11 protein-coding genes are annotated in these 13,431 nt (G+C 55.7%); 7 read left to right on the top strand and 4 right to left on the bottom strand.

Features of this window, described 5'->3' with window-relative positions:
• The first annotated feature begins 7 nt into the window (after positions 1–7).
• From ABA45_RS05635 to ABA45_RS05615, 5 genes are all read left to right on the top strand, one after another.
• Positions 8–985: a dipeptidase gene (locus ABA45_RS05635; RefSeq protein WP_048384668.1), complete on the top strand. Its 978-nt coding sequence runs from the start codon at positions 8–10 to the stop codon at positions 983–985.
• A gap of 77 nt (positions 986–1,062) precedes the next feature.
• Positions 1,063–2,685: a BCCT family transporter gene (locus ABA45_RS05630; protein WP_048384667.1), complete on the top strand. Its 1,623-nt coding sequence runs from the start codon at positions 1,063–1,065 to the stop codon at positions 2,683–2,685.
• Complete coding sequence (locus tag ABA45_RS05625; protein WP_048384666.1) at positions 2,682–4,418, top strand: hypothetical protein; 1,737 nt, start codon at positions 2,682–2,684, stop codon at positions 4,416–4,418. Before ABA45_RS05630 ends, ABA45_RS05625 begins: the two co-directional genes overlap by 4 nt.
• Positions 4,415–5,182, top strand: coding sequence for an Ldh family oxidoreductase (locus ABA45_RS05620; protein ID WP_048384665.1), 768 nt, complete (start codon positions 4,415–4,417; stop codon positions 5,180–5,182). Before ABA45_RS05625 ends, ABA45_RS05620 begins: the two co-directional genes overlap by 4 nt.
• A gap of 40 nt (positions 5,183–5,222) precedes the next feature.
• Entirely contained in the window at positions 5,223–5,600 is a 378-nt protein-coding gene (locus tag ABA45_RS05615; protein WP_048384664.1) for a RidA family protein, read from the top strand.
• 42 nt (positions 5,601–5,642) lie between these two features.
• Here ABA45_RS05615 and ABA45_RS05610 read toward each other — a convergent pair whose 3' ends face one another.
• Positions 5,643–7,661: a hypothetical protein gene (locus ABA45_RS05610; RefSeq protein ID WP_048384663.1), complete on the bottom strand. Its 2,019-nt coding sequence runs from the start codon at positions 7,659–7,661 to the stop codon at positions 5,643–5,645.
• Between the two features lie 378 nt (positions 7,662–8,039).
• Between ABA45_RS05610 and ABA45_RS05605 the strand changes: the two genes are divergently transcribed.
• Positions 8,040–9,200, top strand: a complete 1,161-nt coding sequence (locus tag ABA45_RS05605; protein WP_048384662.1) for an iron-containing alcohol dehydrogenase — start codon at positions 8,040–8,042, stop codon at positions 9,198–9,200.
• 127 nt (positions 9,201–9,327) lie between these two features.
• Here ABA45_RS05605 and ABA45_RS19865 read toward each other — a convergent pair whose 3' ends face one another.
• Both ABA45_RS19865 and ABA45_RS05595 read right to left on the bottom strand, forming a co-directional pair.
• Positions 9,328–9,780, bottom strand: a complete 453-nt coding sequence (locus ABA45_RS19865) for a hypothetical protein (protein WP_454544842.1) — start codon at positions 9,778–9,780, stop codon at positions 9,328–9,330.
• 279 nt (positions 9,781–10,059) lie between these two features.
• Positions 10,060–10,794 (bottom strand): glutamine amidotransferase-related protein, encoded by a 735-nt coding sequence (locus ABA45_RS05595; RefSeq protein WP_048384661.1) that lies wholly within the window; start codon positions 10,792–10,794, stop codon positions 10,060–10,062.
• 211 nt (positions 10,795–11,005) lie between these two features.
• On the opposite strand from ABA45_RS05595, the gene ABA45_RS05590 reads away from it, so the two are divergent.
• Positions 11,006–12,592 (top strand): DUF4139 domain-containing protein, encoded by a 1,587-nt coding sequence (locus ABA45_RS05590; protein WP_048384660.1) that lies wholly within the window; start codon positions 11,006–11,008, stop codon positions 12,590–12,592.
• A 139-nt stretch (positions 12,593–12,731) separates the two neighbouring features.
• Here ABA45_RS05590 and tenA read toward each other — a convergent pair whose 3' ends face one another.
• On the bottom strand, positions 12,732–13,400 hold the full coding sequence (gene tenA / locus ABA45_RS05585; RefSeq protein ID WP_048384659.1) for a thiaminase II: 669 nt from the start codon (positions 13,398–13,400) through the stop codon (positions 12,732–12,734).
• Between the last annotated feature and the right edge of the window lie 31 nt (positions 13,401–13,431).

The raw sequence follows: 13,431 nt of genomic DNA, 5'->3' as shown, positions 1-13,431 counted from the left end.
CCATGTCATGCTGACCATAGACGGACTGCAATACTCCAACTGGTCCCGTGAGATATTCGAGCAAATGCGCGCCGGCGGAGTTACCGCCGTGCACGCCACGCTGGTGTACCACGAGAACACCCGCGAAACCCTGACCCGCTTTGGCGAATGGAATCGGCGTTTTGAGCAGCACTCGGACCTGATCATGCCGGTGTACGAGCCGGCTGACATCCAGCGTGCCCACGCAAGCAACCGCATCGGCGTTTTCTTCGGTGCGCAGAACTGCTCACCCATTGAAGACGACATCGACATGATCGCGGTCATGCGCCGTATGGGCCTGATGATCATGCAGCTGACGTACAACAACCAAAGCCTGTTGGCAACGGGTTGCTACGAAGCACAAGACAACGGCATCACCCGCTTTGGCCGCCAAGCTATCGCGGAAATGAACCGTACCGGCATGATAATCGATATGTCCCACAGCTCGGAAAAATCGACGCTGGAGGCCATCAAGCTGTCGACCCGGCCGGTCATTATTTCCCACGCCAATCCGTCGACGTTCCATGCGGCGAAGCGCAATAAATCAGACAAGGTTCTAAAAGCCATCGCCGAAAGCGGCGGACTGCTGGGCTTCTCGGTGTACCCGTTCCATCTGAAAGACGGGCCGGACTGCACCCTGGAAAGCTTCTGCGACATGGTGGCCGATACCGCCAATCTGATGGGTATTGAGCACATAGGGCTGGGTACAGATTTGTGCCAAGGCCAGCCGCAAACGGTGCTGGATTGGATGCGCAACGGGCGCTGGTCAAAGGAAATGGATTTTGGCGAGGGCAACAAAGGCAACGCCGGCTGGCCAAGACCGCTAACATGGTTTCAGGACAATCGCGATTTTCCTGCCATTATAGAGGGGTTGCGTAAAAAAGGGTTCAACGAGACCGACGTACAAAAAATCATGGGCCTGAATTGGCTTAAACAACTTGAAGAGGGCACCACGCCGGCAATTTAAAGACCGGCGAACAGAAAACTGGCGGGCGCAACACCAACCATTAAACCAGGGTGTCTTAACAAAAAAAGGTAAGCGTGATGAAAAATAACAACATCAAGGCAGGCGGTGATTACTCTATTGCCCAACTCGGCGACCCAGTATTACTGGCACTCAGTGTGGGCTTTATTGTGCTGTTTGTCGGGTTCTCATTGTTTGACCTGAAAGGCGTCGCAGATCTCATTGGTACCGGCTTTGCCTGGACCGCGAAAGTCTTTGGCACTTACTTCCAGATACTGTTGCTGGCCACCTTTTTTATTGCCATCGGCGTTGCTTGCAGCCCTGCCGGCCGAGCCAAAATCGGCAATCTCGACCGCCCGGAAATGAGCACCTTTCGCTGGTTGTCTATTATTATGTGTACCCTGCTGGCCGGTGGCGGCGTGTTCTTCGCCGCAGGCGAGCCCATCTATCACTTTGTGGTGACCCCGCCGGCGTTTACCTCCGAGCCAGGCACGGCAGCCGCCGTGTCCAACGCCATGGCACAGTCCTTTATGCACTGGGGCTTTTTGGCCTGGGCCGTGTTGGGTACCCTGGCTGCCATTGTTCTGGCCCATGCCCACTATGTAAATGACAAGCCGCTGCAACCGCGCACATTGCTTTACCCGGTGTTTGGCGAAAGGATCATGAGCGGCTGGCTGGGCAGCGTCGTCGATGCCTGCTGCGTTATCGCAGTGGTTGCCGGCACCGTTGGCCCGATTGGCTTTCTGGCCACCCAAATGAGCTTTGGCCTGAGTGAACTGTTCGGTCTTACAGATGGCCTGGGCACTCAAATGGCCATTTTGGCGGTGCTGGCGGCTATCTACGTAACCTCTGCTGTCACCGGCATTCACCGCGGCATTCAGGTTCTCAGCCGCCTGAACGTATTCCTGGCGCTGGCCGTTGCCGCCATTATCTTTATTTTTGGCCCTACCCTGTTCCTGACCAACACCTACTTCCAGAGCATGGGCCAGTACGTGTCATCGTTCATGGAGATGGCAACCATGACCTCAGAAACCGCACCGGCCTGGTGGATGAAGTGGTGGACGGTATTTTTCTTTGCCTGGTTTATCGGCTACGCCCCATTGATGGCAATTTTCGTGGCGCGCATATCCCGCGGCCGCAGTATTCGTGAAATGATCATGGCAGTGGCGGTTATGGCCCCTATTGCCACCACTATCTGGTTCACACTTTTGGGCGGTTCAGGCATCTACTACCAGATGACCGGCGTGATTGATCTGGCCGACGCCCTCAACAACTTCCGCTTTGACGTAGCCACGCTTACCGTCGCCCAGGCACTGCCAGGCGGCAGCTTTATGGCCCTGGCCATTCTGGTACTGACCACCATATTCGTGGCCACCACCGGCGACTCCATGAGCTACTCCATCGCCGTAGTCAGCTCCGGTCATGACGATCCCAACACCTTTGTACGCGCATTCTGGGGCCTGGCTATGGCTGGTATGGCTGGCGTGTTGTTGTACATGGGCGCCGGGCAAATCAGCGTGCTGCAACAGTTTATTGTGATAACCGCTATTCCTGTGTCGCTGGTTCTGCTGCCGTCGCTTTGGCTGGGCCCAAAAGCCGCCTACGCCATGGCCCGCGAACAGAATCTGATTCCGCAACTGTCTGGTGCAACCTCAGCGAAAGGCTCGGTAACACTGGAAGAACACTCAAAGGTGAGATCATGAGTTGGGCCGATACCCTTTCAACCACCGATAACCTGCGTCCCGCCGATCAGGTCATGCAGCTAGACCGGCTGGGCAGTATGTTCGCCAGCCGCCTGAGCTTTGCTCGCTCGCTGGTGCGCAAGATGATCAAGGAGCGCTGGCAGATCAGCAACACCGTGTTTGACCTGAACGACCAAGGCCACGGCACTGCTATTTATCGCATCACCACGCCCCAGGGGCTTTACCACTGCGTAATTTTCTGCCGCGAACTGCGCGCAGAACAGCGCTCAGACAGGGTCATTGCCGAGGCCTGGGACGCGACCTTTGCAATAGTTGAAGGCGATGTGGAAGCGGAGTTGCTGCAGAACATGGCCGACAACGTACCATTGCAGGAAGCCGGCCGCCTGTCTTCAAGGGTTCTGGTTCTGTCGCGGGCCAATAAGAGCCTGCGCAACTTCAGCCAGTTTGTGGCCGCGCTGGCCGTCGGCGAACAGCCTGACCCAGCCGCACTGACGGCGGTCGGTTATCTTTACCGCACCACAGCGGTCTACGGTAACGGCAAATTTGGCATTGCCGATTTCGCCCGACTGGAACGCAACACGGATTTAAACCGGCCATTTTCTGCGCAAATGCTGGCCGTGTATGTGCTGCGCCTGTTCTCCATTGAGCAGCTGAACCACCTGGCAAGGGTGCAAGCACCAGACACCGCCGCAGAGCTAGCCCCGGAACTGCAACGTTACCTGGGCATTGGCAACTCCACCGGCCTGGGTATGGCGCCGTTTTTGATCAATCACCCGCAGCTGATTCAGCAATGGATCTACGGCCGCGAACGCGCCTTGGCTTGCGCGCGCCTGCAGCCTGCCAGCGACAAATGCCGCAACAAGTTACTTGCGCTGATGCTTCGCGCCCACCGCTATTTGCAGCAAACCGTTACTGAAGATCAGGCCCAAACCCAGCGCAACCGGAACATCGTGCAGTCGGTGCAGAAAGTGATCGATTGGCTGGAGCGCACCCCCGCCCACCCGGCGCTGTATCGCGAACTGACCGACTGGGCCGGCGAGCACAGCTCGGTTGAAGCGCAGGAACTGATCAACACCCTGCTGATAGAGATGTATCCAGAACTGGTAGACAGCCTGGACGATGAACTGGGCTGCCATGAAACCATGGATTTGCAGCCTGATATGAAAGTGCGGAAGTTGAAAGAGCTGATCGAGCAGAGCTTTGCCTGGGCACTGAGCTACAGCGAAGAAAGCGCAGAAGACAACTACTGGTTCTGGTACCGCTCGGCGGAAAAGGAAGAGCCTCGGTTGGGCGTTCGTGCTGAGGAATCTGGCGCCGAAAAAGAAACCGCACTGGCCATAGGCCCGCGTATCAGCCGCTGCTATACCCTGCTGACGGAGTTTGTACAGAACAACCCCGGCGCCATGGTGGTCGAGTTTCTGATGGCACACCCGAAGCAGAAAGAAATTGTGCGGCGTATCCAGACCATGGCAGCTACGCCCTACGGCGAAATTCGCGCTAACTTATGGCACCGCGATATGAAACCCATGCACCTGCTGCGCACGAAACTGTCGTTCTTTGGCGCAGGCCGGTTTGACCCAAAATCCGACCGTTGGGTTCGCATCACCTTGTTCCAGGGTGCGCCCCTCGGCGTTGAACTGACGAACCCTGCGCTGTCGCTGGACCAGCTTGACGACTGGAGTTTCCCAATACAGCCAGAAAGGCAGCACGGAAAGCAGGCAGAAGCCCCATGAAAGTATCGTTTAACGAATTGCAGGGCTTGTCGCGCAAGGCGTTTAGTGGCGTCGGTTTTGACGACGGCGATGCCAGCGACGCCGCCGACATGGTGGTGTGGATGGAAGCCCACGGCCTGAACGGCATTCAATCCCTGAAGCGCAGCTTGGCGTTCATTCTGGAAGAAGATCAGTCACATTCGCCAGAAATCATCTACCAGGATGCCGACCTGTGCGTGGTAGACGCCCACAACCGCACGGCTTTGAACAACGCCAGCCTGGCCATCGAACTTGGTTACGTAAAATGCCGCGCGCGCGGGTTGTCGGTGACAAAAATACGTCACTGCCACAACCGCATGCTGATTGTGGGCTACCTGTCGCGGGTGGCGCGACGCAACATGAGCGTTACCGCGTTCTGGCGCGACTCCCACCAGCCTTTGACGGAAATATTGGTCAGCTTCAAAGCTGGCGAAGAAGCGCCGGAAATCTGTATGTACAGCTTGGACGACATACCAGACGACACAGAACCCAATGACGGCATTACCTTGGTGATGGTGAACCACGTCAACCTGATGCCCGATTTCAAGGCCGATCAAACCCTGAACAACCTGCTACATCAAGACAAACACAGCATGAACAACTGGCAAGAACACGCCCTGGCCGAAGGCATCGAAGTAGAACCTGAAATGTGGGACCGGCTAAAAGAACTGGCCATAAGAATTCTGGTGGAATCATCAGACGACTCACGCCAAGGCGCCGGAGCCGGCACCAGCGATAACGACTAAATCCATTAACGCTCTATTATCCACTACCCAGGATCCCTGAATGAACCCCTATCCCGTGAACACTAACCTGCCAGCCTCCAAATCACCCTTGGCATGGGCCACCGTGGGCAATGGCATTCTGTTCACCGCGCAAATCCCCATTGATGCCGAAGGCAACGTGGTGGATGGCGGTATAGAGCCGCAAATCAAGCAGACCCTGGCTAACCTGAAGCACACACTGAAAAGTGCAGGCACCAGCGTTGCCAACCTGACCCAAGTACTTATTTATGTAACCGACCGGGATGACCTGGCCGCGGTAAATCGCGAATACGCTACGTTTGTCGCCGAGCCTTTCCCCAACCGCGCGGCCATTATTGTATCCGGATTTGCCCGCGCAGAAATGCTGGTGGAAATCGTGGCATACGCTGTGGTGCCATAGGCGGGTTTCTGAAGCCCCGCGCCTGATAGCGCGGGGCTGATATTAAACCGGAGGTTCGGCCTGCAATGCTGCCGGTAAACGGCTCGCTCCCCAACTACGGTAAATCCGCTCGACGACCCGCTGAAGTTCTTCCTGGTCTACATCTGCCAGCTCGCCCCGCTCCAGGGGATCGAAGTGAAAAATATACAGCCGTGATGCAAACGCTTCGAACAGTAATGAACCCTCTCCAAAACGCTCACCACAGCCGGATGTACTCACTAGTACACCGTCGCCCCAATCTTGCCCGCTGTCGTTATTCGGGTTGAAGAAGTACGCCCGCATTTGCCCTTCCGGGTCTAGCGCTACCCGCAGAATCGTTATCGCGTGCCAGCCAATAAAACGCCCGGCTCTGTCGGTTACCGCTATGCCTGCTGGCTGAGGGTGAATCAACGGCTGATTGCCGTTGTAATAGGGGTGATAACTGGCGTAAAAATGCCGTAAAAACCCGTCCAGGTTGTCCAGATTTCCAGTGGCTACATCTACGTTAATGGCAAAGCCACGGCCGGCAGACCAACCGTGGAACTCAGGATTCACCCAGCGATGAGGGTCACCCTCGCGGCCAATGCACAAGCGCCCCATCTCCACATAAATACGGTCCAGATGAGGCACAACCACCAGCGACACCGGATCCAGATCAAACGTCACCTCGGCGGCAAGCCCGGCGGCACTGCGCGCCGACGACACCGGAACACCTTCAAAGTGCATAACAATTTCGTTATCCCGCGCAGCCCAGGTCACCATCTGCAATAGATAGTCAGGGTCGTTATAGGCCCACATAGACAATGCCCGCGCCGACTGGCAAGTCGGGTTGTTACCCTGGCCCACGCCCAGAGGCTGGCCCAGCATGTTCAACACACCCTGAATCAACCAGGCATTGGCTTGGGGCTGATAGCCATAGGCCAACTGCAGGCGTTCGCGGGCCTGGGGGCTTAGCGACAGCTTGGCTTGTCGCCAGAGCGCGGGCGCAACCGGCGGCTGGTAAAGAATTCCACGCTCCAGTAGCAACGCCAAGCCGTAAAGGCCTTGGGCGGTCTCAGCAAAAATACCTTCGGTAATCAGCGTGTGCACCAATTCCCGGTAACACAACAAACAATCTCGGCCAGTACTGGAAAGCCCCAAAGCCGCGCTCAGCAGCGCATCCTGACCTTCATCCATAATAAAGCGCACAAAGCTGGCGTGATACGGCGACACAAGGCCTGTATCGTGCATCGAGCGGGCAAAGCCGGTGGCTTCATTTTGCAGATTTTGCGCGTCCATCGCCTGCAGGCGCTGTTCGTAAACCACCGTTCCCGGATCTTCACTGCACGCCCGCGTGGGGCCATACAGGCTACTAATCAAACGTTCAGCGCCACCGCCGGCTGCGCCCAAATCCACGTTCGGGTCTGCGCGACAAATGGCAATCTGGGTGATCATCTTACGAACACCCGATACACGAATCGGCCGCTGCTGCAAGATGCGCCAGATTTCCTCAATCAGATTTTCAATCACATGCTCGTAGCCGATATTCTGGGCCACATATTGCACCACGGCTTCGCTGATTAACGACAGTTCACCCTGCTCGCGTTCGGCTTCGCCGGTCATCCCAAACAGAAGACCCAGGTTAATCGACAACACCTGAATCAGATAATGCCTGGCCTGATCGGCAGACACCGCCGGGTGCAGATAGGATTCGCGCACCACCGCCAGCAACCGTAATTCGCTGAACGCCTCAATCACAACCGTATCGGCATTTGTACTTTGCAGAGAGTAGGTGGTCAAAGCCGGCACCAAGAGACCCGGTTCGGCCCAATCCGTACCCTCAAAAACGCCTGCCTGTTCAATGCGCTGAATACGCGCCTCGACGGCTTCACAGCCACCCGGCTGAAGCAGCACCCGACGGGCGGTACCAAATACCCTAGGCAATTTGCCAAACTTCGCCAGAGATTCGCTTTGTTCCAGCGCCCGAATAGCATCGTCTAACTTGGCAACCAGTTTGTCGAGGCTCACAACCACAACCGTACTGCTCAATTGATAATCGTTCAAAGCCAGTTCCTCAGGGCCGTACTACCGGCCCGGTGATGCATCGTGAAACGGTCGATTGGGCGTAATCACCAAAACAGCCGGCATAACCTTTTGCATCCACCACTCCATTCGGAAAAATGTAGTCGTTGATTCTTCCGTGGTTTTTAAATCAAACAACAGTATAGGGCCCTAGTGAACATTAAACCCGTGAGCAGGTTACAAAAGCTGAAATACTTTGCAAGGTCCGGCGTGGCCAGCACCGTCTTTATGTCTCTACGCGGATGCGTGAAAACCGCAAATCGTCCGTTGAAGCCTCACAAAACATCGCGAAAAACAGCAAAAGTGTTGGCATCCGCCAGTAGACCGGTCGTATACTGGCGCCCACATAGGAGATTATCCATGAACAATTTTGATTTTCACAACCCCACTCGCATTGTTTTCGGTGAGGGCAAAATTGCCCAGCTAGACGCACTGGTCCCAAGCAACGCCCGCGTGATGGTTCTTTTTGGCGGCGAAAGCGCACGCAGCACCGGAACCCTGGGCGAAGTCACCGCAGCCCTTGGCAAGCGCGACATTCACGAATTTTCAGACATTGAACCCAACCCCAGCTTTGAAACACTGATGCGTGCAGTTACCCGAGTGCGCGATGAAAAGATTGATTTTCTGCTGGCGGTAGGTGGCGGGTCGGTTATCGATGGCACAAAATTTGTCGCAGCGGCCGCGTTGTTTGAAGGCGATGAGTGGGACATCTTGCTGCAGGGCGGCGGCAACATAGATAAAGCTTTACCGTTTGGCGCGGTGCTGACCCTGCCCGCCACCGGCTCCGAAATGAACCAGGGCGCGGTGGTTACCCGCAAGTCCCTAAAAACAAAGCTGCCATTTCGCAGCCAGCACGTGTTCCCGAAGTTCTCGATTCTAGACCCGACAAAAACCTTCACCCTGCCGCCGCGGCAGGTCGCCAACGGCGTGGTTGATGCCTTTGTACACGTGATGGAGCAATATTTGACCTATCCCGCACAGGCACCGGTGCAGGATCGTTTTTCCGAAGGCTTGCTGCAAACGCTGATCGAAATTGGTCCCCAGTGCCTGGCCGAACCCGAAAACTACCAGGTGCGCGCCAGCCTGATGTGGACCGCCACCATGGCCCTGAATGGATTGATTGGCAGCGGTGTGCCGCAAGACTGGGCCACCCACATGCTGGGCCATGAACTCACCGCCCTGCATAACCTGGACCATGCTCAAACCCTGGCCATCGTGTTGCCATCTATGCTGCGCGAACGTAAAGCTGCGAAGCAGGCCAAACTGGTGCAATACGCCGAACGGGTCTGGAACATGACTGAGGGCAGCGCCGAACAAAAAGCCGATGCCGCTATCGACAAAACCCAGGCGTTCTTCGAATCCATGGGCGTAAAAACCCACTTGGCTGATTACCAGCTGGGCGAAGAACACATTGACGAGCTCATCGACGGCCTGAAGAAAAATGGCATGAACAAACTGGGTGAAAACGGTGACGTAACACCCGATATGTGCCGCCGCGTATTGCAGAGGTCACTTCGTTAAACTGTAAAAACCTTCAGTTTTTTGATCAATTACCGAAGACAAAACGCGGGGGGATGCGCCCGAAGGTGTGCGACCCGGTAACGGCGAGGCTGTCGTTGCCGGCATTAGGAGTCATTCCGAGGGTTCATCACACGATCTCCAGGTAGCTGTCATATTCAAACTTGGTCACGTAGCGGGCAAATTTACGCAATTCCTGCATCTTGCATTCGACCAACATGGTTTGCAGCCGTTTGGAGAAGATGGTCGGCACATCGGCACCCTTGCGAAAGGCGTCGATGGCGGTTGCCCAGTCCAGCGGCAAATTGTCGAGGTTCATCGAATACGCGTTCCCGGTGATGGTCACCGCCGGGAATACGGATGGCCGCGGTTCGGTTCTCATAGCCCCAAGAGACGCTTGTCGGCGCGTGAGCGCCGGGCAGCAGGCGGCGCGCAGAGGGTCCGCAACGTGGCGCATGTAGATCTCGAACTGGCCCGCCCCGTTTTCCGAGATCGTAGCATCGGCAGGAATGCCCTGAAATTCGCAGGCATCGTAAACGTCGTTCAGAAATTCATCGAAGTGTTGCAGTTCGTCCAGCGACATCGCGCCGTCGGGCGACTGGTCCAGGTGACCGGCATCAAAGGGCGGCCGGTAAAATCGCACAAGCCATCAGAATCGCTCGTCTCGAAAAACAGCTCACTGTTTTCGACATCCTCGCCCCAGATATCCATGACGACAATCGACAACGGCATCCGTAGCCCGCCGTCTATTACCTTGGACAACTGATCAACTGGCACACGCTTGCCACGCATCGTGCCGTTTAAATCGCAAACGCAGGCAAAAATGGAATCAATCTCTGGATGCTGTGCCAGCCAGATGCCTCTAGAAATTTTCCTGGTTTCGCAATACGAAGCGGGCCATCCAGCCTGCTATCGCCAGGGAGTCTGTCGTTGCAGCCGGCGCGCCCAACTCCTCCAACGCCTGGTCAGCGTTACTTTCAGGCAAAGACTGGCCTCGAAGATGACGAACAAGCCGTGTTTCAAACGTTACATCGAATTCGGGGTGTGCCTGAAAGGTTAAAATGCGGTTGTCATATTGCAAAGCCGCGAAGGGACAAAAAGCAGAAAACGCCAAAACATTGGCTCGATCGGGCTTCACTACCACCTGATCCTGATGCATCGCACTGAGGGTGAACTCATTGCTATTCGGCTTCACGGCGCTTACCCCGGGAAGCAACTCGTAATGGTGTAGGCCCGCGCCCCAACCTTCAGAGTACTTGTCCACAGAGCCACCAAAAGCCTCAGCGATAATCTGGTGGCCAAAACAGATCCCCAGCATGGGTCGATCGACTTTGTAAATGTCCAAAATCAGCAACTTGAGGCGTCGCATCCAAGGCAGATCCTGATAAACATTAGCCTTCGAGCCAGTTATGATCCAAGCATCACAGTCACTGGCTGAGCCGGGAAAGTCATCGTCACGTACGTCAAACGTTGCATAGTCAAATTCATAGCCAGCCCGCTTGAATAGATCTTTGAACATGTCAGCGTAAGAGCCGAATTCGGCTAGCAGATTGTCCGGCGTAATACCGGCGGCAAGAATGCCGACTTTCAAGGTCATCCGGGTTCTCCAATGGTACAGAGCCCGCTAATCACCGGAACCACGGAGATTTCCGCTGGAACCAGTGACCGGCCAGGCAGGCGTGTTTAAGACACATAATGGGTATGAGCTATAATAACGGTATTGGCCCTCAAAAGACTCTAGTATCAGTAGCTTCATTTTGAGCGTGGCGCGCACCCAACTCATCCAGCCATTCATTCGAGGCACCCAAATGATCAAAAAGAAACTGCTTGTTCTGGCTCTAGCAGCAGTGCCACTTTCAGTCGCTGCTGACATCACCCAAGCTACCCTCTACCCCTCCCATGGCGACCTGACCTGGCAAGAAACCCAAACGGTGAAACAGGGAGATGGCGTTATCACCATTAACCGCTTGCCCGTCAGCCTGCAGGACCAAAGTGTACGGGTGTCACTGGGCGGAGTTGCCGGTGCGCAAATCCAGCAGATTGAGATTGGCCGCGTTGAGCAAACCGGGTACGTATCCGAACAAACCCAGCGGCTGCGTAACGAGCTAACCCAAGTGCTAGAAAAACTTCAGGCGCAAGAAGACGCGATTCAAGCCTGGAACCAGCAAGTCACACTGATGACCAAAGCTGCCGAGAACCCACACGAACTGTCGGCCACCGAATTGAGTGACATGGCTGCCGCCTTGAAGCAGACAACAATGGCAGCACTGGCAGAAATTCGCGGCATACGCACCCAAATGCGTGACGACATAGCCCTGAAAGACCGCCTGGAACGGGAACTGTCACAAGCACAACAAAACGCCCGGGCCAGCAAAAAAGCACAGATTCACTACCGCGCCCCTGCCGGTGGCAATCTGACCATCACACTGGAATTCCAAAGCAACGAAGCGCGCTGGCGCAGCGAATACAATGCCCAACTAAGCTCCCGGGTAGCGGGCCAGAAAGCCAGCGACCCACAAAGCGGTGAATTAACGTTGCAGCACCTGGCCGTTGTGCAGCAGACCACCGGTGATGACTGGCGCAACGTCGAGTTGCAACTCTCAACCGCCAATGCCCGGCGTGGGACCAACATGCCAACCTTGGATTCCTGGGTGGTTAGCCCGGCACAGCCTGATTTTCTGGTGCGCCAGATGAAATCCGCCGCCCCCATGCTCGACAGCAGCGCCACAGCCGAGGTTGAGGCAGACTTCGGCGCCAGCGTCGAGCGGCAAAGCACCTTTAGCCAGAGCTACCGCCTGGCGCAGCCTGTCAGCGTTCCAAGCGGCGGCAACGGCCAGCGCCTCATCGTAGCCGAGCACACAGTAGCGGTGGAAATGGCAGTATGGACAGCACCGGCGTATGACCCAACAGGCTATGTGCACGCCACGGGGATATTCACCGCCGAGGCCCCCATACCCGCCGGCCCCGTGCAGCTGTTCCGCGATGGCCAGAGTGTAGGCAGTACCTACCTGTCTGAAATGACCAACGGCGAAGAACTGCGCCTGGGCTTCGGCGTGGATGAAGCCATACGGGTTGCCGTCGTCAACGAAACGGAACGCACCGGCGAAGAAGGCATCTGGAAAAGCGAACAGGTACAACGCCGACAAAACCGCTTTGAAATCACCAACCATCACAATGAGGCCGTAAACCTGCGGATTTTTGACCGCATGCCGGTGTCGCAAATCGACATCCTCACCGTAAAACCGCTGCAAATAAGCGAACCGGTGGAACGCAACGTGGACGACAAAAAAGGCGTATTGGCGTGGAACCGCACTGTACCGGCAGGTGAAACAGTCAGCGTGCAATCCGGATTTGAAGTGCGCGTGCCAGAAGGCAACCAACTGCCCAACCTGTAAAGCAGCAGAAGAATCACCAACCATTACCCTGGCGACTGACTCTGTCGCCTTGACTCACTATTCTATGCCGATTCATCGGCAGCGAGCCGCAGGGCAATTGAACGGTGGTTGAAAAACGACGGGTTTATGAACCCTTGAATCAATCGCTCTGCGTCAGCCCCATCTGCCAAAAATCAATCTCAAGGCGGGTAGCGTCACTGAATATTCGGCTAAGTTGATCAAACCTGGCGGAGGAGACATCGGCCAACCTCTCGTTCAACCAACGGATCTCGGATTGCATGGCGTCCTGGAACTCGGCGCTTTCGTACATGGCGATCCAGGCATCGTACGGATTGCTGCCGCCCCGAAGCGTTTCCGCCCGGCTGTTCAACCAGGTGGCTATTTCACCGTAACCCACCATGCAGGGCGAAAGCGCCACGTGCAGGTCCAACAAGTCACCGCGGTTGCCGGTATCAAGCACATAACGTGTGTAGGCCAGAGTCGCTCGGGCTTCCGGAAGGTTGGCAAGCTCCTGCTCTGAAATGCCCCACTCCTCGCAATAACGAATGTGCAAATCCAGCTCGATATCCACAATCGCTTTCAACCCTTCTTTGGCCTGTTTAAGGTCAGACAACGTCGGGCTTTTGTAAACCGCCAGGCCATAAGCACGGGCGAACTGAATCAGAAAAAGATAATCCTGCTTCAAATAATGCTGAAAAGCCTCTGGTGCAAGTGATGCATCGGCTAGCTGCTGCACAAAGCTGTGCTGGATGTAGGCGTGCCATTCGGCATGGCAGCTGTTTTTTAGATCTTCAAATTGGTAAGGCATTTTGTTTCCTGTTTAATTTGCCCATACGAGC

It is taken from the genome of Marinobacter psychrophilus, assembly GCF_001043175.1.
In the GTDB taxonomy this organism is placed as follows: Bacteria; Pseudomonadota; Gammaproteobacteria; order Pseudomonadales; family Oleiphilaceae; genus Marinobacter; species Marinobacter psychrophilus.
Note: the sequence above shows the minus strand (reverse complement) of the source record. Positions and strands in the feature narration are given on the sequence as shown.

What these genes read in the sequence shown, in the direction of transcription:
- ABA45_RS05635 (WP_048384668.1), top strand. Translation starts at nt 8, where the DNA reads ATGCTGACCATAGACGGACTGCAATACTCCAACTGGTCCCGTGAGATA.
- ABA45_RS05630 (WP_048384667.1), top strand. Translation starts at nt 1,063, where the DNA reads ATGAAAAATAACAACATCAAGGCAGGCGGTGATTACTCTATTGCCCAA.
- ABA45_RS05625 (WP_048384666.1), top strand. Translation starts at nt 2,682, where the DNA reads ATGAGTTGGGCCGATACCCTTTCAACCACCGATAACCTGCGTCCCGCC.
- ABA45_RS05620 (WP_048384665.1), top strand. Translation starts at nt 4,415, where the DNA reads ATGAAAGTATCGTTTAACGAATTGCAGGGCTTGTCGCGCAAGGCGTTT.
- ABA45_RS05615 (WP_048384664.1), top strand. Translation starts at nt 5,223, where the DNA reads ATGAACCCCTATCCCGTGAACACTAACCTGCCAGCCTCCAAATCACCC.
- ABA45_RS05605 (WP_048384662.1), top strand. Translation starts at nt 8,040, where the DNA reads ATGAACAATTTTGATTTTCACAACCCCACTCGCATTGTTTTCGGTGAG.
- ABA45_RS19865 (WP_454544842.1), bottom strand. Translation starts at nt 9,780, where the DNA reads ATGTCGCTGGACGAACTGCAACACTTCGATGAATTTCTGAACGACGTT.
- ABA45_RS05595 (WP_048384661.1), bottom strand. Translation starts at nt 10,794, where the DNA reads ATGACCTTGAAAGTCGGCATTCTTGCCGCCGGTATTACGCCGGACAAT.
- ABA45_RS05590 (WP_048384660.1), top strand. Translation starts at nt 11,006, where the DNA reads ATGATCAAAAAGAAACTGCTTGTTCTGGCTCTAGCAGCAGTGCCACTT.
- tenA (WP_048384659.1), bottom strand. Translation starts at nt 13,400, where the DNA reads ATGCCTTACCAATTTGAAGATCTAAAAAACAGCTGCCATGCCGAATGG.